26 protein-coding genes, 1 pseudogene and 1 riboswitch are annotated in these 23,950 nt (G+C 38.8%); of the genes and pseudogenes, 4 read left to right on the top strand and 23 right to left on the bottom strand.

Features of this window, described 5'->3' with window-relative positions:
• Positions 1-8: 8 nt before the first annotated feature.
• The 18 genes and pseudogenes from AC6CH1_RS05575 to AC6CH1_RS05490 form a co-directional block, all read right to left on the bottom strand.
• Positions 9-563, bottom strand: a complete 555-nt coding sequence (locus AC6CH1_RS05575; protein WP_498316546.1) for a nitroreductase family protein — start codon at positions 561-563, stop codon at positions 9-11.
• Positions 557-1,318, bottom strand: a complete 762-nt coding sequence (gene cobA, locus AC6CH1_RS05570) for a uroporphyrinogen-III C-methyltransferase (RefSeq protein ID WP_498316545.1) — start codon at positions 1,316-1,318, stop codon at positions 557-559. The genes AC6CH1_RS05575 and cobA overlap by 7 nt, the downstream gene beginning before the upstream one ends.
• Positions 1,315-1,947, bottom strand: coding sequence for a precorrin-2 dehydrogenase/sirohydrochlorin ferrochelatase family protein (locus AC6CH1_RS05565; RefSeq protein ID WP_498316544.1), 633 nt, complete (start codon positions 1,945-1,947; stop codon positions 1,315-1,317). Before AC6CH1_RS05565 ends, cobA begins: the two co-directional genes overlap by 4 nt.
• On the bottom strand, positions 1,944-3,302 hold the full coding sequence (locus tag AC6CH1_RS05560) for a cobyrinic acid a,c-diamide synthase CobB (protein ID WP_498316543.1): 1,359 nt from the start codon (positions 3,300-3,302) through the stop codon (positions 1,944-1,946). The genes AC6CH1_RS05565 and AC6CH1_RS05560 overlap by 4 nt, the downstream gene beginning before the upstream one ends.
• Entirely contained in the window at positions 3,299-4,438 is a 1,140-nt protein-coding gene (locus AC6CH1_RS05555; protein WP_498316542.1) for a cobalt-precorrin 5A hydrolase, read from the bottom strand. Before AC6CH1_RS05555 ends, AC6CH1_RS05560 begins: the two co-directional genes overlap by 4 nt.
• Positions 4,431-5,213: a precorrin-4 C(11)-methyltransferase gene (gene cobM, locus AC6CH1_RS05550; RefSeq protein ID WP_427710330.1), complete on the bottom strand. Its 783-nt coding sequence runs from the start codon at positions 5,211-5,213 to the stop codon at positions 4,431-4,433. Before cobM ends, AC6CH1_RS05555 begins: the two co-directional genes overlap by 8 nt.
• Entirely contained in the window at positions 5,213-5,917 is a 705-nt protein-coding gene (gene cobI, locus AC6CH1_RS05545) for a precorrin-2 C(20)-methyltransferase (RefSeq protein ID WP_498316541.1), read from the bottom strand. The genes cobM and cobI overlap by 1 nt, the downstream gene beginning before the upstream one ends.
• The gene (cbiE, locus tag AC6CH1_RS05540; RefSeq protein ID WP_498317742.1) at positions 5,914-7,110 is read right to left on the bottom strand and encodes a precorrin-6y C5,15-methyltransferase (decarboxylating) subunit CbiE; all 1,197 of its coding nucleotides are present in this window, start codon (positions 7,108-7,110) and stop codon (positions 5,914-5,916) included. The genes cobI and cbiE overlap by 4 nt, the downstream gene beginning before the upstream one ends.
• On the bottom strand, positions 7,085-8,221 hold the full coding sequence (locus AC6CH1_RS05535) for a cobalt-precorrin-5B (C(1))-methyltransferase (protein WP_498317740.1): 1,137 nt from the start codon (positions 8,219-8,221) through the stop codon (positions 7,085-7,087). Before AC6CH1_RS05535 ends, cbiE begins: the two co-directional genes overlap by 26 nt.
• Positions 8,196-8,870, bottom strand: a complete 675-nt coding sequence (locus AC6CH1_RS05530) for a precorrin-8X methylmutase (RefSeq protein WP_498317739.1) — start codon at positions 8,868-8,870, stop codon at positions 8,196-8,198. Before AC6CH1_RS05530 ends, AC6CH1_RS05535 begins: the two co-directional genes overlap by 26 nt.
• A gap of 9 nt (positions 8,871-8,879) precedes the next feature.
• Positions 8,880-9,629 (bottom strand): annotated as a pseudogene (cobK, locus tag AC6CH1_RS05525) (precorrin-6A reductase); the annotation flags it as partial.
• 8 nt (positions 9,630-9,637) lie between these two features.
• Complete coding sequence (gene cobJ / locus AC6CH1_RS05520; RefSeq protein ID WP_498316540.1) at positions 9,638-11,299, bottom strand: precorrin-3B C(17)-methyltransferase; 1,662 nt, start codon at positions 11,297-11,299, stop codon at positions 9,638-9,640.
• Between the two features lie 228 nt (positions 11,300-11,527).
• Positions 11,528-11,714, bottom strand: a riboswitch (cobalamin riboswitch).
• Between the two features lie 167 nt (positions 11,715-11,881).
• A complete protein-coding gene (locus AC6CH1_RS05515; RefSeq protein ID WP_498316539.1) occupies positions 11,882-12,769 on the bottom strand; it encodes a S16 family serine protease in 888 nt (295 codons plus the stop codon).
• A 15-nt stretch (positions 12,770-12,784) separates the two neighbouring features.
• Positions 12,785-13,588, bottom strand: coding sequence for a DUF2785 domain-containing protein (locus tag AC6CH1_RS05510; protein WP_498316538.1), 804 nt, complete (start codon positions 13,586-13,588; stop codon positions 12,785-12,787).
• A gap of 3 nt (positions 13,589-13,591) precedes the next feature.
• Positions 13,592-13,996: an acyl-CoA thioesterase gene (locus AC6CH1_RS05505; protein WP_498316537.1), complete on the bottom strand. Its 405-nt coding sequence runs from the start codon at positions 13,994-13,996 to the stop codon at positions 13,592-13,594.
• Positions 13,997-14,010: 14 nt separating this feature from the next.
• Positions 14,011-14,286 carry a GNAT family N-acetyltransferase gene (locus AC6CH1_RS05500; protein ID WP_498317738.1) on the bottom strand — a complete coding sequence of 92 codons (276 nt, stop codon included), beginning with the start codon at positions 14,284-14,286 and terminating at the stop codon, positions 14,011-14,013.
• An 18-nt stretch (positions 14,287-14,304) separates the two neighbouring features.
• Positions 14,305-14,814: a hypothetical protein gene (locus tag AC6CH1_RS05495; protein ID WP_498316536.1), complete on the bottom strand. Its 510-nt coding sequence runs from the start codon at positions 14,812-14,814 to the stop codon at positions 14,305-14,307.
• A 12-nt stretch (positions 14,815-14,826) separates the two neighbouring features.
• A complete protein-coding gene (locus AC6CH1_RS05490) occupies positions 14,827-15,594 on the bottom strand; it encodes a class I SAM-dependent methyltransferase (protein WP_498316535.1) in 768 nt (255 codons plus the stop codon).
• Positions 15,595-15,856: 262 nt separating this feature from the next.
• Between AC6CH1_RS05490 and AC6CH1_RS05485 the strand changes: the two genes are divergently transcribed.
• Both AC6CH1_RS05485 and AC6CH1_RS05480 read left to right on the top strand, forming a co-directional pair.
• Positions 15,857-16,069, top strand: a complete 213-nt coding sequence (locus AC6CH1_RS05485) for an alpha/beta-type small acid-soluble spore protein (RefSeq protein WP_008406565.1) — start codon at positions 15,857-15,859, stop codon at positions 16,067-16,069.
• 191 nt (positions 16,070-16,260) lie between these two features.
• Positions 16,261-17,568 (top strand): serine hydrolase, encoded by a 1,308-nt coding sequence (locus AC6CH1_RS05480; protein ID WP_251688453.1) that lies wholly within the window; start codon positions 16,261-16,263, stop codon positions 17,566-17,568.
• A gap of 295 nt (positions 17,569-17,863) precedes the next feature.
• On the opposite strand, the gene AC6CH1_RS05475 is transcribed toward AC6CH1_RS05480, so the two are convergent.
• The 4 genes from AC6CH1_RS05475 to AC6CH1_RS05460 form a co-directional block, all read right to left on the bottom strand.
• On the bottom strand, positions 17,864-18,004 hold the full coding sequence (locus tag AC6CH1_RS05475) for a hypothetical protein (RefSeq protein WP_498316534.1): 141 nt from the start codon (positions 18,002-18,004) through the stop codon (positions 17,864-17,866).
• Between the two features lie 60 nt (positions 18,005-18,064).
• A complete protein-coding gene (locus AC6CH1_RS05470; protein ID WP_498316533.1) occupies positions 18,065-19,102 on the bottom strand; it encodes a DUF1835 domain-containing protein in 1,038 nt (345 codons plus the stop codon).
• Positions 19,103-19,262: 160 nt separating this feature from the next.
• Positions 19,263-20,639, bottom strand: coding sequence for a PH domain-containing protein (locus tag AC6CH1_RS05465; RefSeq protein ID WP_498316532.1), 1,377 nt, complete (start codon positions 20,637-20,639; stop codon positions 19,263-19,265).
• The gene (locus tag AC6CH1_RS05460; protein WP_498316531.1) at positions 20,608-21,129 is read right to left on the bottom strand and encodes a PH domain-containing protein; all 522 of its coding nucleotides are present in this window, start codon (positions 21,127-21,129) and stop codon (positions 20,608-20,610) included. Before AC6CH1_RS05460 ends, AC6CH1_RS05465 begins: the two co-directional genes overlap by 32 nt.
• A 143-nt stretch (positions 21,130-21,272) precedes the next feature.
• Between AC6CH1_RS05460 and AC6CH1_RS05455 the strand changes: the two genes are divergently transcribed.
• The gene (locus tag AC6CH1_RS05455) at positions 21,273-21,974 is read left to right on the top strand and encodes a response regulator transcription factor (protein WP_498316530.1); all 702 of its coding nucleotides are present in this window, start codon (positions 21,273-21,275) and stop codon (positions 21,972-21,974) included.
• A gap of 2 nt (positions 21,975-21,976) precedes the next feature.
• Positions 21,977-23,641, top strand: coding sequence for a sensor histidine kinase (locus AC6CH1_RS05450; protein ID WP_498316529.1), 1,665 nt, complete (start codon positions 21,977-21,979; stop codon positions 23,639-23,641).
• Between the two features lie 84 nt (positions 23,642-23,725).
• On the opposite strand, the gene AC6CH1_RS05445 is transcribed toward AC6CH1_RS05450, so the two are convergent.
• Positions 23,726-23,926: a cold-shock protein gene (locus AC6CH1_RS05445; RefSeq protein WP_191701229.1), complete on the bottom strand. Its 201-nt coding sequence runs from the start codon at positions 23,924-23,926 to the stop codon at positions 23,726-23,728.
• Between the last annotated feature and the right edge of the window lie 24 nt (positions 23,927-23,950).

The raw sequence follows: 23,950 nt of genomic DNA, 5'->3' as shown, positions 1-23,950 counted from the left end.
GTACCTCCCTATACCCAAGTAGTTTTTTCTGAAAATGGTGTACGTTTTTTCTCCGTTGTAACTGGTTCCTCCGGATAGCCAATACATAACGTACCTACGAGGTGTTCGGAATCCGTCGCCCCGATAAATTCATGCAAAGCTGTTTCATGTACAAGACCGACTCCGCGTGTCCGCCACACCATGCCTAAACCAAGCGCTTCAGCCATTAGCCATATCGACATGATTGCACCGCTGACAGCAAATTTATTGTCCAGCGTCGCCCCTTCATCACCTTCGACTACAGCAGAAGTAACGACAATGATAAGCGGTGTTTTTGTAACGGCCTGCATGGAGCTTTCCACTAAGTTTGGTTTTGTCGGGAAGCGCTGCTGTAAATAATTGAATGCTACTTGTTCAAAACGTTTTAAACTATCTCCTTGCAGCACATAAAATTGCCAAGGCTCGCGCATACGGTCATTCGGTGCATAAGTTGCTGCCTCCAATAATTGTTCAATTTTTTCCTGTTCTACTTCCTTAGGTAAAAATTGACGAACCGCCCGTCGTTTTTTTAATGCTTCTAACATGTTGTCTCAATCCTTTCATTGAACCAGGCAATTTCTTCACGAATTCCTACAACATCCCCAACTAGAATCATCGAAGGGTTGACCATTTTCTCCTGCTGAATTTTTTCGGAAATCGTCTCTAATTGACCTGTAATCGTACGCTGATTACTTGTTGTTCCCCATTCAATTACTGCAACCGGGGTTGTCGGTTTCTTTCCGTGTCTGATTAGACTTTTCGTAATATGATCGATATTACCGATACTCATATAAAACGCAATCGTATCGATTTGTGCGAGACTTGCCCAGCTTAAAAAATCCTGACCCTTTTCTTCACGGCCATGCCCGGTAACAATCGCAAAGCTTGTTGCATAATCACGATGTGTAACGGGTATGCCTGCATATGCCGGTGCCGCTATTCCTGCTGTGATCCCTGGGACAATTTCAAATTCAATATTTTCATTGCGAAGAACAGCTGCTTCTTCTGCGCCTCGTCCAAAGACAAATGGGTCGCCACCTTTTAGACGCACAACCTGCTTGTTCTGCTGTGCTTTTTCAACGAGCACACGATGAATTTCGTCTTGTATGAGGCCATGCTTTCCCGGTTCTTTGCCACAATAAATTAATTCGCAATGGGCTGGTGCGTGTTTTAAAATTTCTGGGTTTACTAATCTGTCATATAAAATGACTTCAGCTATCTGAATGCACTCTAATGCACGTATTGTCAGTAATTTCGGGTCACCCGGTCCAGCACCAACTATATAAACAAATCCGCTCAATTGACTTCTCCCGCTTCAATCTGACGTAAAAACTGTGCACATTTTTCCTCATTCTTTTGCTGAATCCAATCGAGTATTTCAGGTTCAAGCAATTGAGCGAGCGCTGCTTTTTTTGTATCGCCTTCATAATTATTAAGAACAAGCAAACGGGCTTCCTTTAAAAAAGCAACATATTCCGAATAACTTTCATCGTATTGTTCCTCTAAGTCCGCTTTTACTTTTCTAGTAAGCGCCGGACTTGCGCCAGTTGTCGACACCGTTACAACAAAATCTCCACGACGGACAACCGCAGGATTCATAAAATCCATACGACCTAAAGCATCTGCACGATTTAATAATTGCCAATGCTGTGTTGCTTCTTCCACAGCATCATTTACTGCTTCATCATTCGTTGCCGCAAAAATAAGGGCTGCACCGTCTAAATCAGCCGGTTCAAAAAGCTTTTGTTTCCATACTGCTCTGCCTTCATTTAAATAGTTTTTTAACTTATCCGTTACTGTTGGACTGACAACGGTAATCTCGGCATTCGTAGGTAATAATGCTTCCACTTTTTGACGTGCTACATGGCCTCCACCAACGATCACCACTTTTTTAAAATCTATATTGACCATTAACGGAAAATAATTCATATTCTTCCCCCCAAACAAGCTGCAAGCCAATTTTTCACTAGTTGTGGATTGGATGCGAAATGAAAATGTGTATATCCAGCAACTAGATTCCCATGTGAGTACCCTTCCTGTTTCGCTCCAAAGCGCCCTTTTGTAAAATAAGCAGGTGTTTCATGATTTCCTTCGTATACGGAATAATGGAATTCGTGACCTTTAGCCAGCTCCTGTTTACCAATTAAAAAGTTGCCCTCCACACCGGTAATTTCTCTGTAACCTAACGCCGCTAACTTATCTTGCATACGAACGCTTCCCGGAATGACACCAAGCATTTTGTAGCCATTTCCTTCACGGTTGAAAATTTCTTCTGTTAAATACATGAAGCCGCCACATTCCGCAAGTGTCGGGATTCCCTTTTCAATCGCTTGTTTTATCGAATTTTTTGCCTTTTCATTCTGTGCAAGTTTCTCAGCAAATTCTTCAGGGAACCCTCCTCCAATATACAAACCTTGTGCCAGTTCAGGAACCGGTTCATTTTCAAGTGGCGAGAAGAAATGGAGTTTTGCACCGTTTGCTTTCAGTAATTCAAAATTTTCTTCATAATAAAAGTTAAATGCTGCATCTTTTGCTACAGCCAAATGAATTTCTTGCGTATTTTCTTGTATTTCGAAAATCTTTGAAGTTTGCTCCAATTCGGACGCTTTTGTGACTTGTAACAATAAATCCAGATCAACAGTTGCTTCAATAGCAGCTGCAAGCTCATCGAAATACGGATCGAGCTCTCCTCGTTCAATAGCCGGTACTAAACCTAAATGACGGCTCGGCAACGCTGGTACCGCACCTTTTTGCAGGTAGCCGAGAACGGGGATGTTACATTCATGTTCGATCGCTGTTTTAATAATTTCAAAGTGGCCTTTACTCCCAAGCTGATTGGCAATAACCCCCACAATATTGGCGTTCTTGTCCAACTGCTGGAATCCTTTTACTATAGCAGCGACGCTTCGGGCCATACTTGCTGCATTAACAATTAAAATTACCGGACTGTCTGTAATTTCACTAATATGTGCCGCCGATCCTTCATTCGATAATGGCGACTTCCCGTCATAAAATCCCATGACACCTTCAATAATCGAAACATCTGAATCAATGCTGTTTCTCGCAACAATTGTGCGTACGACATCTTCGGTCATCATGAAACTGTCAATATTGCGTGAAGACCTTCTCGTTACCGCTGTATGATACGTCGGATCGATATAATCCGGACCGCATTTAAATCCTTGAACAGTTAAGCCGCGCTTCATCAGTGCACGCATAATGCCAATTGTAAATGTTGTTTTTCCTACGCCACTGCCTGTTCCGGCTAATACGAAACGATTCATTCGATTTCCTCCTCATCAAATGTAATCCGGGCAATGGAAATGGTTGCATTGCCGCTTTTCTTTTTTTCCAACAGCCAGTCTGTCGCATTGGCACACCGTAATGCAGCAGGTTCACTAACACCGTATGCCCCTGTAAATTTAAAAACAGTTTCCGATGGATTTTGCAGCGGCATTTCATTTAGCTCTGCGGGTGTATACGTTATAAACTGCCAGTTGTTTCTAGCCGTTACTTGCAGGAAACCTTGTTCATCTTTTTTCAAATCGATTGTGGCGATTGCTTTGACGCTTTTTTTGCTCAGCTTTAGTTCTGCAAGCGTTTCATCAATTAGTTGTTCAATTTCTTCTCCAGATGTTCCGCGATTACAGCCCATTCCTAAAACAATTGATTTTGGTCGGTAAATTACACCGTTTTCAAGTAATATTTCTTCCTCTTTTTCGATAATCCGATCAGTAATGAGCAATGTGGCATGTGGTTTTGCAGCGATTGCTTCCCCTGTTGTCCGGTAAATTTTCAAGGTATCAGGTATCGGTGTTTCATGCAGCCACCATTTTTTTTCACCCGTTTCCTGAACAATCGCAACCTGTTCCTCATTTACTACTGAAGCACTGACAGGCGTTAATTTCTCTTCACTTTCCCAAACCCATCCGTACCGTGCACCAAATAAATCAACCGCGATTGTTTTTTGAACATCGGATGCTGTAGTTACAATCGGAGTCGCATCGATTGCTTGTGCAAACTCATTTGCCAGGGCATTCGCACCACCGATATGTCCGGATAAAACACTTACGACATATTGTCCTTTATCATCAACAACAAGAACACCCGGATCTTTCTTTTTATCTACTAAAATTGGGGCAATCATCCGAACGACTGCACCAAGGGAAATAATCAATATCATCGACTTATATGCTTTAAATAATGCAGGCAGTAACAGGCGCACCGTCCCGTCAAATAATTGAATATTTTTTTCAGCCTCATCGCCCTGCTCAAATTTCTTCATATAATATACATCGACATACGGAAACTTCTCCGCATACTTTCGCGCATTCGCCACACCGTGCTTTGTAATGGCTACAAGTGCATAAGGTTTTGTCACACGAACTTCCGGTATTTCCCCTTCACGTAAATTAATCATCGACTTTCACACCTTTACGAAAACCATGTGTAAATGTTGCATCATACAATTTTGAACGGTAATCTTTTTCATGAATGTTCGGATCAAGTGCCCAGCCGGCTAAAATCATCGCATGTTTGCGAATGCCGTTTGTCCGCATCGCTTCATCCAGTTCAGCAATTGTCGTGCGAACGATCTTTTGATCTGGCCATGAAGCCCGTTGAATAACGGCAACCGGTGTATCGTCCGACCAGCCCGCAGCCTGTAGTTCTTTAGTAATTTTTTTCGTTAATGTGGCACTTAAAAACATTGCAATTGTGCAATGATGGCTTGCCAATGCTTGCAGTTTTTCACGCTCAGGTACCGGTGTACGTCCTTCTGCTCGTGTTAAGATTAACGTTTGCGTTAAATCAGGAACCGTTAGTTCTGCCCCTACGGCTGCAGCGGCAGCAAATACGGAACTCACACCTGGAATAACGTCATAGCCAATATTATGTTTTTTCAACAATGCCACTTGTTCCATTGTTGCCCCGTACATTGCCGGGTCACCCGTATGTAAACGCACAACCATTTTCCCTGCATTGACACGTTCAACGATGCAATCAACCATCTCCTGTAAATGCATGCCTGCTGTACGGATTACTTCTGCATCCGCTCGGGCTTCGGCAACTAGCGTTTCACTAACTAACGAATCTGTATACATGACAACATCCGCCTGTTGAAGAAGTTTAAGGCCTTTTACGGTAATTAAATCCGGGTCGCCGGGGCCAGCACCTATAATCCAAATTTTCTTCATTATTTTCGCACCACCATACATGATAAATAATTGAGCTCAGCTCCACGCAATTCATTCGTTTTCCAAATAATTTCTTCATCTGAAGTTACTTTTGTCACAACATGCGTTTTTTCAAGTAAGTTCATCTCTTTGAGTAAATCGAGCATGTCATCCAATACTTTCGCTACTTTAATGAACACAATCCCGTCATGGGTCTCAATAACGCGACGCATCTCTGCCATATCCGAAGTCGCCGGAATCATTGCTACATGATCATCGCCGTCTGCCAATGGGATTCCTAAACGATTGGCAGTTCCATTAAATGAAGATATCCCTGCAATCGATTTCATTGGAACGTCGGGATGCATTTCCTTCATTAATTTCATCAAGTGTATATATGTACTAAAAAGCATCGGATCGCCTTCCGTTACAAATGCGACATCTCGGCCTTCTTTCAAATGTGCATAGATTTTCTCTGCGGATTTTGACCATGCTTCCTGCAACGTCTCCTCGTCCTTCGTCATCGGAAATACAAGCCCTAGCATTTCTTTTTCCGCCGGATTAACGTACACATCGATTATTCGTTGGGCATACGATTTACTGCCGCGCAATTTTTGTGGATACGCAATGACCGGGCATTCTTTCAACATTCTAAACGCTTTTACTGTAATAAGTTCCGGATCACCTGGTCCAACACCTAATCCGATTAATGTACCGATTGTCATAATTCCAACCCTTTCTGTGCTGTTACGATAAAAATTGGATTTAACGGTTCAAAACGCGTTAAATTTAAAATTGGCTTACTTTTTGAGATTTGTGCCTGCAGTACAGAAACATCACAATTGAACTTTTTAAAATGCCCCATAGCTTCTGCTAAGTTCTCAATTGTTGCGATGTTCATAACAATGCGGCCATTTGGCTTTAATCGATTCACACATAGTTGCAGCAACTGCTCCATATTACCGCCGTTGCCACCGATGAAAATGGCGTCCGGATCAGGAAATTCTTCTAATCTTTCCGGAGCTTTTCCTAAAACAGCTGTAAAATCTGTACGATGAATATGCTGGTTTTGAAGACAGTTTTCTAAATCGGCTTCATTTTTTTCTATCGCAAATACTTGACCTTCGCGCGCAATTTTTGACATCTCAATGGCAACTGAGCCTGTGCATGTCCCAATGTCCCATGCGATACTCGTTTCTTTTAATTGCAGCGCTTGTAAACAAAGAACTCGGATCTCCTTTTTTGTGATGAGCCCTTTATCAGGTTTCCGCTGAATAAACTTGTCATCATCAATACCGATTGACGCACGCTCAACAGCTTCACGCTGCTTTAAAATAACGACATTCAATGGTGAGAATTCGGCCTTCTCCATTTCATCCAAAGAAAGATGACGACATCGTTCAGTTGGACCTTCCAAGTTTTCTGCTACAAACGCATCGTATTCGGTCATGCCGAACGCATTTAAATAGCGGGCAAGTGCATTCGGTGAATTTTCTTCATCGGTCAATATCGCTATTTTTTTCCGGCCATCGATTTTTTGGGCAAGCCCCTTCATTGACCGGCCATGAACACTCGTTAAATAGGCATCCTGCCAGCTTTCCTGCATTCTTGTAAATGCTAATTGAACAGAGCTGGCATAAGGGTAAATTTCTAACGGGAGCTTCTTCGCCAAAACACCGCCTAGTCCGTAAAATAGCGGGTCACCAGATACTAGAATAACGATGTTTCTTTTTTCTTCTTGCAGCTTTTCCACTAATTGTGATAGTCCACCTTTTATAATGATCTTTTCGCCAGTGTAATCCGGGAAAAAGTCTAGATGACGCTCACCACCAACTAGTACTTCACTTGATTCAATCCAAGCGATATATTGAGGGAGTAAACTTGCTGATCCGTTATCCCCGATACCAATCATTTTCATCCAATTGTTCAATATTCTCAGCCTTTCCTAGCATGTCCCCGTTCATTGCATACAGCGATGTGGAAACACGTAATTTCGCTTTCATATGATCCAGTGCAAAGTAACAGCAGTTTTTACAAAGCGCTTCAAAAAACTGGTCATTCCCCTGCATGATTTCTCCTACTTGTGATGCCGTATTCGCATGTAATATTTGCTCGATTATTTCTGGATCAGCTCCGGCTTTTTTCGCAACTTCAGCCAAAAATGGGAAACTGATCGGCGCACTTTTTGAATGCACCATCATGACACCCTGTGCTACCTTTGAAAATTTCCCCATCATCCCCACAAGTGACACTTGGGGAATCTCTTTACGGGCGATATGCTTTAACGTAAAACCGACGAAATCCCCCATCTCTATAAATGCTTCTTCCGGTAAATGCGGATATTGCTTCATTGCATATTTTTCACTGCGTCCGCCGGTTGTAATGACAAGATGGTCACAGCCTGCCTCTTTTGCAACACTAATTGCCTGCACGATACTAGCCATATAGGCAGAACTTGAAAAGGGTACGACCGTTCCGCGCGTACCTAATATGGAAATGCCACCCAGTATTCCCAGCCTTGCATTTAATGTCTTCTTCGCGATTTCCTCACCGTCCGGAACGGAAATGATCACTTCGATTCCTTTGTCAATTTGGAAAAGTTGAATCGCCTCTTCGACGACACCATGAAGCATTTTTCTCGGAACAGGGTTAATTGCCGCTTCTCCGACAGGCACGGGCAGTCCTGCTTTTGTTACACGACCAACACCGATTCCACCATCTAAGTGAACACCGCTTTTCTCTATAAAACGAACCGTACTTTGAATACGTGCTTTATGTGTTGCATCCGGATCATCCCCTGCATCCTTAATCGTTTCACACATCACTTCATTTTCCTTTACTGCAAAAGATACCACCGTAAATGTGGCATCCTTTCCTACAGGTAAATGAATCGTTACATGTTCAGGAACTTCTCCGGTCACAAGTGCGTACAAGGCAGCTTTTGTCATCGCAGTTGCACAAGCTCCTGTTGTGTAGCCGTGACGCATTTCCGACGGATCTTTTTTATTTCGCTTCTTTTGCTCGTTCATCTGCCATGATTGAGATGGCATTTAGTGCTGCGACGGTTACAGTACTACCACCTTTTCTTCCTACATTCGTAATAAACGGAATTCCTTCTAAAATCGCTAATTCCGCTTTCGATTCTGCTGCCGAAACGAACCCAACAGGCATCCCAATAATTAAATCCGGCTTTGCAAGGCCTTCTTTAATCAGACGAATTAATTCAAGTAGAGCTGTTGGGGCATTCCCAATTGCATAAATACCGCCTTCTTGTAATTGAGTCGCCTTTTGCATCGAAATAATTGCACGGGTTGTTCCCAGTTTTTTTGCTTCGATTGATACATCTTCATCTGCGATATAACAATGTAAATCCCCGCCATGTTTTTGGAATCGTTTACGCCCTGATCCACTTTCAATCATCTGAACATCGGCAACAACATGACGTCCAGCTAAAATTGACTGAATTCCTGCTTCAATCGCATCATCCGTAAAAATCATGCTGCGGCCCAGTTCGAAGTCTGCTGAAGCATGGATAACGCGGCGAACAACAAGCCATTGTTCATCCGTAAATGGATGCTCGCCCATTTCTTCTTTAATCATCGCAAAACTATAGTCATAAATTTTGTCCGGGTCTACTGTTAGTGGTACGAAGTCTGTATTAAAATTCATATTTGCCATTGTTATTTCTCCTAATTTTTCAAACACTTCTTCAAATGAAGTGCATAAGTTTTCATATTGTATTTTTGGTCTTTTAATTAAGATGACGGGAATACCAATTTCCAGAGCCGCATCCATCTTTTCGTCTACCGAACCGACTTTCCCGCTTTCCTTTGTAATAATAAGTGTTGTGCTGAACTGTTCGTAAAGCGCTTTATTCAATTCTTTAGAAAACGGTCCTTGGATTGCGATAATATCGCGCTGCTTCACCCCAAGAGTATCGCATTTCTCCATATTCTCTTTATTTGGCAGCATCCGGCATACTAGACGAATATTTTCGTTATGTAATAATTGCTCCGTAAAAACGGCAAGCGTTTTACTGCCTGTTGTCAACATAATTGTTCCTGAATATGCAGATGCAGCAATTGCCGCTTCTGTATACGTTTCCACTTCCGTAACAAGCGGATGTACATAACTTTGCTGCGGACGTTCATATCGAATATAGGGAATACCCGTTAAATTTGCAGCGGCCATCGCTGTGTTGGAAGCCTCTTCTGCATACGGATGACTTGCATCTACCACCGTTGTTACCCGCCGTTCTTCAATTAGTTCCTTCATTTGCTGTTCTGTTAAACGACCGACATGGTACGGAACATTCGCTTCCTGTAGACTCGCTGCAGCAGATTCCGTCACGACAGTCGCCACCAATTCTTGTCCCGCTTGCATTAATTGAACAGCCAGCTCTCTTGCATCACTTGTTCCAGCTAAAAATAAAATCATCATTTCACCTAATCTCCACAAGGGGCCTCTTCCACTTTAATTTTGCATGACATATCAACATAATTGAAATTCAGGATTTTTTTTACACGTTTAAAATATTTGAAAAAACGTTCATTCGGATGTGCATTTTCTTTATAGTCCGCAACGATTTCTGTTAGTAAAGGAATCAATTTTTCGGGATCGATCCCTTCAAGGACAGGTTGTGCTGCATGTGCTGTTCGTCCAACTGGTTTGGAACCGATAAACAAATCAAACTTTTTCTTGCGGTAAACAATGCCGATATCATCAAAAACCGCGCGATAACATGCCATTCCGCAACCGTTAAAACCGACATGTAGTTCTTTCGGCATTTTAATGCCACCAAGTGTTTCCATAATCTCTTCAGCATATGGAATGGATTCGGCTTTTTCGCCGTAACAGAAATCACACGCCTTGACGATTACTACGTCGCCGACAGGTTGAACAAGTAAACCCGTTTTTTCTACCGTTTCTACGATTCTTTGAGGTGAATCAGTTGGTACCTTCAACACGAGACGGTGATCAGGCGTATATTCCATCGTACCCCGTTCTCCTACAACCTCTGCCAATGTAATCATTTGTGCAGGTGTAATCATTTTACTGGCAACACCTGGTGATATAGCAAACTCAAATATGGATTCCACTTCTTGCTGCACTAAAAAAGGATTTTCTTCAACTTTTACTGCTGACGTTTCTTTATGTACGAGCGCTAATGCTTCATTTGCAAGCTGTAATGCGGTTGTTTTAATGGCTGCTGGTTCAACTATTTTTTTCTCTATAGCTTCAATTTTTTCATACCCGGTCTTTGCTTCACCCGTTTCCTGATCCAACGCCCAAGGTTCCGCTTCTTTTTTCAAACGTTGGTGCGGTTTTAATAGTTGTTTTTCTTGCCCTAAAGTATATTTTCGCTGATAACCACGCGGTGTAATGATTTTATTATCGTAGTAAAATGTTGAGGAATTCCCAACGACGACCGTTGTCAGCATTCCGATATCATGTTCGAGCATTTCTTCTAGTGTTGTTAACACAATGTCCTGCGTATCCCGATAGGCCGCTTTTACTAATCCGACAGGTGTATCAGGTGAACGATACTTAAGCAATATTCGTTGTGCTTCCACAATTTGTCTTGTCCGTCTGCCGGATTTAGGATTGTAAAACGCAACGACAAAGTCTGCCATTGCCGCTGCCTCAATCCGTTTTTCGATGACCGTCCATGGTGTTAAATGGTCACTTAAACTAATTGTGCACGAATCATGCATAACAGGAGCGCCAAGTAAACTTGCACAGGAGTTAATCGCTGATATACCCGGAACGACTTCTACTTCAATCCCTTCTTTTGCAGTCCATCCCTTTTCGATTAATACTTCATATACGAGGCCTGCCATTCCGTAAACACCTGCATCACCACTGGAAATAACAGCAACTATATGGCCGGCTTCAGCCTGTTTTACAGCTTCTTGCGCACGTGAAACTTCTTCAGTCATTCCCGTACTGACGATAGTTTTCGCCGTCACTAAGTGCTCAATCAGTTCAACATACGTTTTGTAGCCCATAATGTGATCACTTTGCTGTAGTGCATCGACTGCACGTTTTGTTATATGTTCCCGATCTCCAGGTCCGAACCCTACAACAAAGATCTTTCCTTTTTGCATGTAAACACCCTCCCTATTAGAAAAATACATCGCGCACCAAATAGGACGTGATGATAATTTTTCTTATGTGGATTTCATTAAAAACTAGTATTGCTTATCCACTAAGAAATAAAAAAAGCCCGCACCTCTCGTTAGAAAGAGGTACGGGCATGTGAAATTAATACTAAAAAAGTATAGAAAAACACAAAAACAATTACTTGTTTCGCCTATACTTCTCCCTCCGAAAAGTAAGTATCGTTTAAATAAGCAGGTTTCCTGGCTTAAGCTTCCTTTTACTTTCACATCTTCCCATCTTTACGACAGTGATTCATTGTGATTTCATCAGCTATTACAGTAGCGGGGGCTGCATTAGTCTTTCACTAATTTCCCTTTTACCTTACAAAATTCTGTAAGCACTTATTTAAATTGCAAATTATTAAATTATTATAAAAATAACATAGTCTATTAAAAAATGATAGAACAATTATTATGATATCAGTTTTTTTCAGTGAAGATAAAGCATTGTCCCTTCATTATTTCGGTCCTTTGCACATTAATTTCCTATCTTAATTAACAAAGGTTGTTTATTTTCTGTTTTTCATTTTATTTATTTAATGACTCTATTTCATTTAGTTTTTCTATATCAGTTACAGCATTTTCTATAGATGCCACAGCGATAATTTCTATATTAAGCTGCTCATCTTTTTTCACTTTCCTTGCCTCTTCTGCATTCTCATCAGGCAAAAAAATATAAGAAAAACCGCTTTGTTCGGCAATCAAAGTTTTCGCTTTTATTGAACCGATCTCCTTCACATTTCCTTTGCTATCAATCGCTCCAGTTACGGCAATCGGAATATTATTGTTAACGTCACCATTTTCGATAAGAGCGCTTAATACAGTGGCAAGTCCTGCACTGTCACCTTCTATATCTTCTCTTTCTAAAAATTGATTAATAGCAAAAGCGTTTTCTGGTAAATAAGCAATGACATTTTCCTTCATTGTCTCAAAATGTTTCTCCGTAGGACGTACATAACTAAGTAATTCTTCATTTTTCGAACGATACCGGATTTTATTCGTAACAACTTCCGCATCCAAAACTTCTTTATTAGTTGAAAATTCCATAGTATGAATTAAGTAGTTCAAGTCCGTTATATATGGGATCTCAATCACTTCGACTGCCAATACATTGATTCCTGAGTCTTTCACTATTTCAAAAGGCTCGTTATATGACATAAGAAAATAAGTATATTTTTCATAATCAATCAGTCGGCTTTCAAAGACAGCTAATAGGGCTAGTATATAAAAAATCCCTAAAAAAGCTGCTTTCAACTTCTTCTGGTTCCGGTAAACAAAGAATCCGAAAATTGAAATACCCAGGCCCACTATAATAAAAATAATAAATTGATAACCGTTAATCTTATCAAAATAATATGCGAGTAAGCCTGTTATGTATAAAATGAATGGCAGTATCATTAAAAAAATACGTCTCAATTTTTCAACTCCTTACTAAACAAAAGTTGAATTTCCAAAAATAATCCAATCGGCTGTTTTTGTACATTTGGTCGATTTTAATAAATGTTTTAATAATGTTGCCTCAAATTTCTTTACGTTCCATTCATACCGGTATTTCTTATGCCAATCCTCTACTTCTATGTAATGCAATCCTTTTAGCCACGTTACCAATTGCTCATCCGTCAGTCCCTTATCCAGTAACGCATCAATGACCGGTAACATACGCTCTTCTTCCTCATCGATTAAAGCATATTCAGTATGAAGACAGCTTTTTAAACTTTGTAATGCATTACATAATAATTTGGAATCCTTCATCAACGGATGTCTAATTGCTTCTGTTAATAAGTCACTTCCATGTGCAACCGCATGTGCCCAGCCCTTTGTAGTGTCGAATCCCCGGAAATCCTTCTCAAGAAATAAATAATGAATACTTCGGTGAATAGCCTCAACAACAAGTTCTTCTGGCAAACTTCTATTTTCAAGATCTTTCCCTAAAATGAGGGTGATAACGAGTGCCGAAAACGATCTTGTAAATACATCATCAGAAGGATTGCTCTGTGTAATATTTAAATAAAGGTGCTCATCATCCGAACATGTTTTTAATATTAATACTAATTGTTCTTCAGTAAATTGCTCATTCAGAATTAATTCGCAAAATCCCCGATAAATTAAGTTGTCACGTAAATAGCCATCCGTATTTCCGATATTTTCCAGCATGAACTGAATTAATTCGTTAAAATCAATTAAATCCAGATTAATCGACTTTTTTACAATTCCTTCTAATTGTTCTTTCATCATATTTTATTGCTCCATTTCAAAAAGCTTCTTTAATGGATCAGGAATTTTCGCAACTCTTTTCTTTTCTAAATTGAAAAAGCATCCTGATTGCTTTCCGGTACAGTGGGTATGCTTTTCCGTTGTAATTTCCAGCTCCATTTCCCAACTTGATTGCCCAATTTTTATCATCCAGCAACGTCCGACCGGTTTATCGAAAATTGTTAAAGGGGCTTTGTATTCAATCTCTGTTTTCATCAAGATTGGGGAGATTTGCACTGCCATCATCTCTGCCAATGAGTAATGCTCATTTAAAAAAGCCATACGTAAATCCTCAAACCACCTTACATACACAATATTACTAACAATGCCCATTGCATCGATATCATAGGCGTTTATTTGAATCGGTTGTTCTGCTAATAATGTTCTCACAATTTGTCTCCCCCTTATTTCCCCTCTTCATAACGAACCATAGTCCAATAACCGATATCTTCAAACCCAATCCGCTTATAAATGCGTCCAGCAGCCGGATTATCATAAAACAGACAAATTGATTTTCTTTCAGCGAGCAGGTCTCGGCAAAGTTTCAACATACAATGTGTCGCATATCCTTTTTTCCCGTATCCCGGTCTCGTTCCGACGCCTACAATCATTGCAGACTGGGAATTTTCCGCTGTTGTTGATGCTGAAGAGACCATCACACCCTGTTCGTCACGAATAATATAAGTACGCCCCGTTTTTCATTTTTCTGCGCGCTCTCTTCCTTCTACACTAAATGTCCCCGTTGAAAATTCCGGAATCGATCTGAGCATGTCAATATTTTCTTCGTATTCACTTGGCTGTAAATACGTCACATTTGAAAAATCCAAATCAGATGTGGGAACGGTCAATTCTGTACATTTTGCATAATACGTTTCGCTGTCCCGACGAATAACGCGGTCAATCCATTTCTTTAATGGAGCGACTAAATGCTGAAGCCCTGATAGTTCTATCTGACCTCGATTTTCGTTAATTATTTTGGCAAATCCCTCGGTATCATAGTTTCCTTCACTGTACGGGATATAGTTTTGATCATAGCGCAGTAAAATCGCTTTTAGCTGATCACCTTCAAATTGCCCCCATAAATCCTGGATATCCGATTCCATCCCATACGCTTCAATATCACCGATGATAAATAAATTTTCTGCCGGCTTTTTATGTACAAGTGCCAATGTAGTTTCAAGGTCTTCGTTTGTTAACTTTCGAATCATTATAGTTGCCTCCTATATAGTTCGTTTACGAGCTTTTACGATAAAGGTTGTTGGAAAGTGGCTTGCTTTATGTAGAGAATAATATTTTTCGGAATACGGAATTTCTTCACCTTTTGCATGTACCGGAATATCACTTTCAATAATTTCTACAAGTTCAAAGCCTGCTTTTAAAAGTGCATTTATAAATGTCGCCATTTTATATTTCGGTATTTGCATTGGCGCATCTTCCCCTTTAAATGTCGTTGTTTCGATATATCCTTCACGCTGGTAGGAATCCGTTAAACTAAACTGATGATCTCGGCATTTGATTTGATTATATAAAGGGTGTTCCCAGCTGAAAATAAATTCGCCTCCTTCTTTTAAGTAGCTGTAAATTAACTTAAACGTTGCCGGAAGATCACTTGACCAGCCAATCGCATAAATGGAATACACTAAATCAAAATAATTTTTCGGCAGACCGATTTCTTCTTCCATTGGAGCCGTAAATAAGCTTGCCTCAATGCCGTATAACGTTTTCTGTGCCAGGTCCATTTGGGCACTCGAAAAATCAACACCCCAAAGCTCCTTTGCACCATTGTTATTCATATATAAAAGAGAATGACCGCTCCCAAATCCAACTTCCAGCACTGTTTTGCCGGCAACACTTCCGATTAAATTCAGTTCCTCTTCGGTTTGTGCTAATGGTCCATAGCTTGGCAACGCATCTCCTCCAGCAAAATGCTTCGCTACAATATCCCAGCTTTTTTTATTGTTTTCGATAATTGTATTCAAAAAAGTCATTCCTTTCTGTAACGATGACGGGCCTATACTGTATGTCCCAATTAAACCACTTTATTCCATATGTTACAATCCGACAATTTTTCTAATTTGTTTTAGTTGCGGTGCGAGCTATCCTGTGTGATTTAGTGTTTATCTATGATTTGATTATTATAAAAACACCATATTATAAAAACGTTACCAATTGAACTGTAAATTACCTAATTCTGATATGGTATGAAACTTTCTTCCCTGTGCATTCTAATGTCATAAGGAGGCGATAACAATGGCAAACAACAATAGCTCAAACAAATTACGTGTACCTGGTGCACAACAAGCAGTTGACCAAATGAAGTACGAAATTGCACAAGAGTTTGGTGTTCAATTAGGACCAGACGCTTCAGCTCGTGCTAACGGCTCTGTAGGTGGCGAAATTACGAAACGCCTAGTTCAAATGGCAGAGCAGCAATTACGCGGCAATTCAAACAACCAACAATAATTAACGAGAAGGAAGCGCTACAAATTTGTAGCGTTTTCTTTTCATTTTGGCTTTTCAAGGAGATTACATACATAGACAAACCAAAAAGAAATGAAACTTTTACTGCTTCCCTCCGTAAATAACAGTAATAACAATTTATGGAATTACCCACTTTGCTTTAGGGATTGGATAAGAAGGAGGAAAGGTCATATATGAATATTTATGGTTGGATTGGTCTGCTCGGTATTATTTTCTTTACTTTAATTCCCTTTTTGAATAAGGCGCAAAGAACTCGTGAAGAAGTTCAGAAAGCCATTGTAACGATTGGAATTATATCCGGAATTATTATTGCCGTTTTAGTTTTCAATATAAATTTCCTCATTGCTTTCCTATTTGGTGTTCTGGCTATGATTTTGTTTGATCGTAAAACCTATACAAAAAAGAGGTTAACGATTTATGGGGTCATTACTTTAATTGCAGGAATTGCAGCATATGCTCTACTTCGGGACAATCCCAATTATGTTATTCAACATTTAAAGGAAAATCCGGAATCCAGCTCCTTTTATTTTGCTGAAAACGGCGAACCTGTCATTACTTACCAGTCAACTGTTATACGGCCATTAGCAAGTACAGTAAAAATCCTTATTGCAGTTGAATATGCCATGCAGGTCGAAGAAAATAAAATTCAAAAAGACCAGTCAATACCTTTGGGCGACTTGAACCGTTTTTATTGGAAAAATACTGATGGGGGCGGTCATGAAGCATGGTTAGAAGCTGTGAAACAAGATCGGGGCATCCAAAATAATGAAGTCACTTTGCATGATGTTGCAAAAGGAATGATTACGTATAGCTCAAATGCCAATACAGATTATTTAATTAATCTGCTCGGTATTGATGCGATAAATCAGCGTAAAACAGCGTTAGGCTTAACACAGCACGAAGACATTTATCCAATTGGCAGTGCGCTCCTCATTCCTGAATCTATCCAAAAGGATGGGATGTCCGAAAAAGAATTAATCAAGGCGCTCCAAAAGTTATCAATGGACGACTATCGCAAGTTAGCTCAATCGATAAGCCTTCAAATGAAAACAGGAGAAATTAATGCAAGTGAGACTACATTTGACTCATCCCCTGCCGTACAAAGAGTTTGGTCAGATCGGTTAATTGGCGCTTCTGCAAATGATTACGGGAAACTGCTCGCCCTTATTTCCAATGACGAGCTGCCATCAAATGCAGCTGAAACAATCCGGGATCTAATGGAGTGGCCGATGCAATTAAATGAAGAAAATTATAAGAAATATACACATATTGGCTCAAAGGGCGGCTCTACACTGTTCGTCTTAAACAACGCGATGTATGTTGAAAACCTTAAGGGAGATCAGTACGAATTTGTTATTTTACTTAATAACCTGAAATTTCATGAGCATTTCCTGTTGAGAAATAACCGAAATTCATTTGAAAGAAAGCTTTTGAACGATGCAGATTTTCGTGATGAGGTACGTGAGGCGCTTTTAAACTAAGTTTGGTTTGATTTTGTAAATACCGCAACAATCTAAAAAGATGCTTTGCCTGATTTGGCTAAGCATCTTTTTCAATCGATTATTCCTCTGATCCTTTATCCACTTTCCGTATACAGCTCTTTATACATAATGACTATCAGGACATACGTAAACAAAGGAATAAGATAATCCGTATTATTGATTGCGTGATTTAATGAGCTATTATCTGCAAGAATACTTATCACTATTGGATTAGACTAACGACACTAAAAATGATAAATAACATCTTATTTCTAGAAATGTAATCCTTTTTTATTTAAAATAATAAGCAGACAAGTGCAAAGAAAATTAACACCAGTCTCGTCATAAATAATTGTTCAAATCCCCAATAAAAGGTCGCCATTATAAAGATAAGTACGGCTACATTCAAAATGATCGGTATATTAATTTTTTTCATATACTCCCCTGCTCTTATACTGGATGTTTTGAAGTGTTGCTAAATTTACATATAGTACCTTCACCGAATTTTTATGCTATAGTAACGCATTGCCTTTGGTACACCTTCCAAATCAAATACACCATCGACAATTAAACGTCTGACACGATATTCCAAAAAATGGTCACCAATATATTGATCTAAATGACCCATTACTTCTCCGATAATTCTGGCTGATTTTATAAATTCCTTATTCTGTTTATTTTGATGAAGTTTCTTCACTGTATTGATAATGTAAGTATCATAAAAATTTTCAGGAACACTTTTTATCTTTTGATTTTCCCAGATTCGTAAAACATCATTAGTTTGACAAAGCTGCTTCCATTCATCTTCTAAAGTTTTACGTTCCGCTTGCGTCAATAGATGACCCTTTTTCTCGTTTTCGTAAATTTCCATTAATTGATCTGATGACAGTTCCCCCATATTTAACGGCGTAAAATCGATATCGGGTCGATCAAAATAAGTTTTATATGCTTCATTAGTATGAATGATATGGATATCGTTTGCCTTCTCTTTTAATAAATAAAGTACAAACCGTAAACCTGTTTGTTCATGTGCATTTTCCCCCGCCCAAATAATAATTGGGTGATCATTTGGCGTTTGTTGAAGGTCTACAATCGTTTGTTTAAAATGTTCTTCGTGATGATAGAGATCCTCATCATCAATAATGATATGATTTCTAAACCATTTAGATCGATTCGAAATACCTTGTAAGTTATGTAAGTTCCAAATGGGACCAATAGAAAACAAATCGGAAAACGTAATAATCCTTTCCTGATGACTTAGCCCTAACTTTTTTAAAGCAAATTTCAGGCTGCCTGATGGCGAGTCCCCGAAGACAATATGTGTTGCTTGATATTGTACAGGCTCATCGTTTGCTTGATTCTTTTTGTACTCCAACAGGTTGTTATATGTATTTTTAATATCTAAAAAGAATTGCTCCTCTGAATAACCATTTCTTTCTTCGACTACTTGCATCCGTAAAAAGATTTGCATTAATAAGGCTTTCCGTTCTTTGCCTTCTAATTGATCAATAACAGCGTTCAATTCATAAAACAAATGAATACCCCCCTTTCTATCAAATTTTACCATAAATCCAATATCGGTATAACTTTCCTGAAAAACAAAATAACCCCGTTCCTAAAATCGGATTAGGAACGGGATTTGTTGTTGAGAATATTCACTCTAACTTTCAATAGAACATGATTGCGATAATCAATTATTTAGTGGAACTAAGGCCATAAATATATGCTTTTTTTAGATTCTTCAAATCGTGTGCACGTATATCCCTTAGTTGATATTCACTAAGTTGTTCCGTATAAGTTCGTATTGCTACTGTTCGAAGTCCCAGCCACCGCTGGAGCAATGATTCTTCCTGTTCAAAACTGCATATATTGTTAAATCTGACAATCGTAATCTTGCTGCCAAATATACCTTGTTTTAGTTGAAATCGATCTTTATCAACTCCAAATCGGAATTGCTTATAGGCTAATACAAACCCTAATAACACTGTAATACTTAATACAGTACCTAACGAATAATAGGGAAATGGTAGCCACTCCTGTACTAAGGCACATACTAGCCAAATTATTATTGTCAGTATACTTGCTCGGAATGTCCTTGGAATCAGGGCAACTTTTGTTAACTTATTTTGTTTACCAGCAAATGCAAACTCCGGAAAATGAGTATTGATAAATGCAATTGCCTGCTCATATTCAAAATACGGATAAATTGACTGGAGTTCGTTAGCATCTTTACTTTTAAACTTCAATCTGATTTCTGCTAGACCTAGTAGCCGTTTCAAAAAGTTTTGACGTACTTCAATTCCGGTAATTTTTGAAAAGTCAATTGTCACTCTTGATTCATTAATAATTCCTTTCCGAATGATAAGCTTGTCCCTATCCTTCACAACTTGGTTTTGTCCAAATTTCACAAAGGTAAATATAAGTGCACATCCTATCGAAACAGCTATATAACTTGTAATCGTTGCTAAAAGCCATACAGAATCCGTCTTCAGTTTGTTAATAAGTAGTACTGTATACGGCTCTAAATGAATAAAATGATCAACCCGAGAATAAAGAGAAAAAAGAAAAGGAATGGCTAATAAAAAACGCAATGATGTAAAGGAAGCCTTCACTAACTGCTTACTTGTCGGTTTAAAAATTATATTCCTTTCAACTTCATGTTTCGTTTGTAAATGCATCATTTTTCGTTCATCAATCATTTCAATTTTCAGCTCCTCATTTACATCCGGCAACTGGTAGCTAAGACATACTGTATTTGTTAAACGGTGAAACCAATGTCGCTTTAATGTCACCTGTTCCAACTGTGTAACCGGTATTTGCTGAGTTTTTTGGGCAAAAATACCGGTACGTTTCACCAAATGATGCCCATCAACATTAAAAGTTGTTACCCACCAGTCAGCCAAAATATAAATGATACTCATACAAAGAACTAGCCAAAATGTAGACCGTCCGAATCCAATTATTGCTGCAGATGAATCCCTATTCACCACAAACAAAAAAAGATAAAAGAAAACCGCATTGCGAATAAGCGATAGACCCTTATATAAAAGGAGTAGTGGAGATTGTCTCATTTACAGCAGCCCCCTTATGTCGCGTCAATTCAGCTAACTCCTGCTGTATTTGAATTGCGGTCTCCTTCTCCAGAGCCGGCAAACTATATACTTTTTCAATCCCTTGTAACTCAATGGCAGCAAGACCCAATTGATTTAATAAAAACCCCTCTATTAATATGACGGCCTGAATTTTTTCAAAAGGCAACACAACTAGACGTTTTATAAAAACCCCTTCACGTATATTGAAAAAGCGATCATCATATCTATAAGTCCAATGTTGATATTTCTTTTTCATCGTAAAAAGGGCAAATATCGTAAAAATAGTACTTAAGGCCAATAAAGTAATAAACCCATACATAAGCCAACGTGACCAATCCCAATACAATTCACAGCCCAATAAACACCCAAAAATCAATACTACTATAATAAGCGAAAATAGTTCCTCAATACGCCAATAGATAACTGCTTTTTTTGATAACCGATTTTCCAGTCCTCCATCTCTTAACATACGTTCATCTCCCAATAAATAAGATATATACACTATAATTTCTTTAGCTTATTTAAAGCGTAACAGAACCTTAATTTTTGCTTAATTCCTCCAATAGACTTCTATTTTGATGGTAATATGAGAACTAGAAAGGTGTGAGATTATTGTATAATTCAAAAATTTTAATTGTTGAAGATGAAGTAGCTATTAGTACAATGCTTAAGATGATTCTAATAAAAGAAGGTTTTAATGACATTGATGCAGTATTTCATGCTGAAGACGCGCTTGCATACTGCAAACGGCATACATATGACCTCATCTTGCTGGATGTAATGCTTCCTGGTCAAAGCGGTTTTGACATTTGCCCACTAATTCGTCAGTTAACAGATGTCCCCATCTTCTTTTTAACAGCGCGAAATTCAGATTTGGATAAACTATCCGGTTTTACGTTAGGTGCAGATGATTATATTACAAAGCCCTTCAATCCCCTTGAAGTAGTTGCTCGAGTAAAAGCACATCTCCGCCGCCAGTCCATTAAACCAAAGAATGAAACGGAACTTGTATTTCCAAATCTGCATATTCAGCTAAACGCAGGAGTAGTAACTGTACACGATAAAGTCATCGATTTGCCCGCGCAAGTATATCAACTGCTTGTTTTCTTTTGCCAACATCCAAATCAACTGTTTAGCAAAGCCCAATTATATGAACACGTTTGGGGAGAGGATTTTTTAGGCGAGGACAATACGGTTATGGTTCATATACGCAAACTGCGTGAAAAAATCGAAAGTGATCCGAGTAACCCTAAATGGATTGTGACTTCACGTGGACTTGGTTATAAATTTATGCCGAATGGCGGCGAGGTATAGAAATGCAAAGAAGATTGATTACACAATTTTTGATGCAAGTTGGTTTTTTATCATTTCTGCTAGTTATTAGTCTTGTTAGCCTTTTCATTGCGTTAGGCTATTTTATTGCAGATTCAGAATCCTATCATAATATCCATAACGCAGACTATGTATTTTTTGAGAGTTCAATAAAAAAACATGACGAAAGCTGGCAGTTGGATCAAAAATTTAAAGAAGCCATTAGACAGCAGGGTGGATGGCTTGCGTTATTTAATGAAGATGGCCGTTTGCTGTATCATTACAATGTACCTGAGAACGAACAAGTCCATTTTAAAGCTTTGTTACAGGACATGCCGTTTGTCACCACAACAATTATAACGATTACACCCTTGAATGGAGAGCCGTATTTTGTTTCATATAATACATATAATGAAGCCGCTATAACCTTACAGGAAGTTAATAAAAACATTGACTGGTCACTTAACAGATTGCCAACATTTCGAACAGATGCCATTATATATTATTTGAATGCAAACGGTGATTTACTTCAAGCAGTAAATCCAATTTCCAATGTACTTACAATCGATACAGTTGCAAAGCTTCAAAATAAGGAGCTATATAATACTGCATCTATTTACAATGAAACAACAGGTAAATCACTCATAGTAGCCTATAAACAAGATGTCTGGGATGACTTGGCGTTTTTCACAGATTTCAAAAAGCCATTTTTCATCGGAGTAGCCATCATCTTTTTCTTTTTAATGCTATGTACTTTATATTACGCAAAAAAATTTGGTTCACCACTACTCATTATGATGAAATGGATTAGACAGCTTGGCGATAAAAATTATAATCTGCCCACGAATAAAACAGGACATAAACTTTTATACAATAAGAAGGGACATATTAAACACAAATATAAATTATATAAAGAGTTATTCGAAACATTAGAAGATATGACTTTAACATTGAAGAAAAATGAGGAACAGCAACTGTCAATTGAAAAAACACGCGAAGAATGGATTAGTAGCTTATCGCACGATTTAAAAACCCCTCTTTCAAGCATCATCGGTTATGTAAAAATGCTGCAATCTGAATATGAATGGACGAAAGCGGAACAGAAACAATTTTATGCGGTCATTGACGAAAAATCTGACTATATGATGGCTCTCATTGAGGATTTAACACTAACATATCGTTTAAAAAATGGACAACTACCCCTAACTAAAGATGTGCTTGATGTAAATGAAATAGTACGCCGTACGATTATTGAGCTTGTCAATCACCAGGATTTCAAAGATTATGTATTTCATTTCAATGCCAGCGAAGATGTGATTCTAGTTGAACTCGATTTGAAATGGCTGCAGCGTATATTGGATAATCTATTAATAAATGCAATTAAGCATAATCCATGCGGAACAGTAATTTCCATTAATGTTACACACGATTCAAATGAAGTCTTCATCTCCATTCTTGATAATGGTGTTGGAATGGATGAAAGGACCATTGAACATTTATTTAATCGTTATTATCGCGGAACCAATACAACCGAATCCCTTGAAGGAACGGGTCTAGGAATGGCAATTACAAAACAGCTGATTTTATTACAGGGCGGAAAAATCGATATACAAAGTGAAATTGGAAAAGGTACTCAGATTGATTTAGTTTTCCCGTCAATCAAAATTTAGGAAGGTTTATAAAGATTAAATCATTATGTAACAAAAAAACTGCATCCCATATTTGGGATGCAGTTTATCGTTGCAGCTTTAAAATTAAAGTTTTACGATGTTTGTAGCTTGTGGGCCACGTTGACCGTCTTCGATTTCAAATTCAACTTTTTGACCTTCGTCTAAAGATTTGAAACCGTCGCCTTGGATTGCTGAGAAGTGAGCGAATACGTCGTTTCCGCCTTCAACTTCGATAAATCCAAAACCTTTTTCTGCGTTAAACCATTTTACTGTACCTTGTGTCATTTAAATGACCTCCATTTAATTAAA

Source organism: Solibacillus sp. GQ1 (assembly GCF_059758555.1).
Note: the sequence above shows the minus strand (reverse complement) of the source record. Positions and strands in the feature narration are given on the sequence as shown.

Bases quoted from the DNA above. Each gene is read 5' to 3' on its own strand.
- AC6CH1_RS05575 (WP_498316546.1), bottom strand. From the start codon at position 563: ATGTTAGAAGCATTAAAAAAACGACGGGCGGTTCGTCAATTTTTACCT.
- AC6CH1_RS05565 (WP_498316544.1), bottom strand. From the start codon at position 1,947: ATGAATTATTTTCCGTTAATGGTCAATATAGATTTTAAAAAAGTGGTG.
- AC6CH1_RS05560 (WP_498316543.1), bottom strand. From the start codon at position 3,302: ATGAATCGTTTCGTATTAGCCGGAACAGGCAGTGGCGTAGGAAAAACA.
- AC6CH1_RS05555 (WP_498316542.1), bottom strand. From the start codon at position 4,438: ATGATTAATTTACGTGAAGGGGAAATACCGGAAGTTCGTGTGACAAAA.
- cobM (WP_427710330.1), bottom strand. From the start codon at position 5,213: ATGAAGAAAATTTGGATTATAGGTGCTGGCCCCGGCGACCCGGATTTA.
- cobI (WP_498316541.1), bottom strand. From the start codon at position 5,917: ATGACAATCGGTACATTAATCGGATTAGGTGTTGGACCAGGTGATCCG.
- cbiE (WP_498317742.1), bottom strand. From the start codon at position 7,110: ATGAAAATGATTGGTATCGGGGATAACGGATCAGCAAGTTTACTCCCT.
- AC6CH1_RS05535 (WP_498317740.1), bottom strand. From the start codon at position 8,221: ATGAACGAGCAAAAGAAGCGAAATAAAAAAGATCCGTCGGAAATGCGT.
- AC6CH1_RS05530 (WP_498317739.1), bottom strand. From the start codon at position 8,870: ATGGCAAATATGAATTTTAATACAGACTTCGTACCACTAACAGTAGAC.
- cobJ (WP_498316540.1), bottom strand. From the start codon at position 11,299: ATGCAAAAAGGAAAGATCTTTGTTGTAGGGTTCGGACCTGGAGATCGG.
- AC6CH1_RS05510 (WP_498316538.1), bottom strand. From the start codon at position 13,588: ATGATGAAAGAACAATTAGAAGGAATTGTAAAAAAGTCGATTAATCTG.
- AC6CH1_RS05495 (WP_498316536.1), bottom strand. From the start codon at position 14,814: ATGATTCGAAAGTTAACAAACGAAGACCTTGAAACTACATTGGCACTT.
- AC6CH1_RS05490 (WP_498316535.1), bottom strand. From the start codon at position 15,594: ATGACTTTTTTGAATACAATTATCGAAAACAATAAAAAAAGCTGGGAT.
- AC6CH1_RS05485 (WP_008406565.1), top strand. From the start codon at position 15,857: ATGGCAAACAACAATAGCTCAAACAAATTACGTGTACCTGGTGCACAA.
- AC6CH1_RS05480 (WP_251688453.1), top strand. From the start codon at position 16,261: ATGAATATTTATGGTTGGATTGGTCTGCTCGGTATTATTTTCTTTACT.
- AC6CH1_RS05475 (WP_498316534.1), bottom strand. From the start codon at position 18,004: ATGAAAAAAATTAATATACCGATCATTTTGAATGTAGCCGTACTTATC.
- AC6CH1_RS05465 (WP_498316532.1), bottom strand. From the start codon at position 20,639: ATGAGACAATCTCCACTACTCCTTTTATATAAGGGTCTATCGCTTATT.
- AC6CH1_RS05460 (WP_498316531.1), bottom strand. From the start codon at position 21,129: ATGTTAAGAGATGGAGGACTGGAAAATCGGTTATCAAAAAAAGCAGTT.
- AC6CH1_RS05450 (WP_498316529.1), top strand. From the start codon at position 21,977: ATGCAAAGAAGATTGATTACACAATTTTTGATGCAAGTTGGTTTTTTA.
- AC6CH1_RS05445 (WP_191701229.1), bottom strand. From the start codon at position 23,926: ATGACACAAGGTACAGTAAAATGGTTTAACGCAGAAAAAGGTTTTGGA.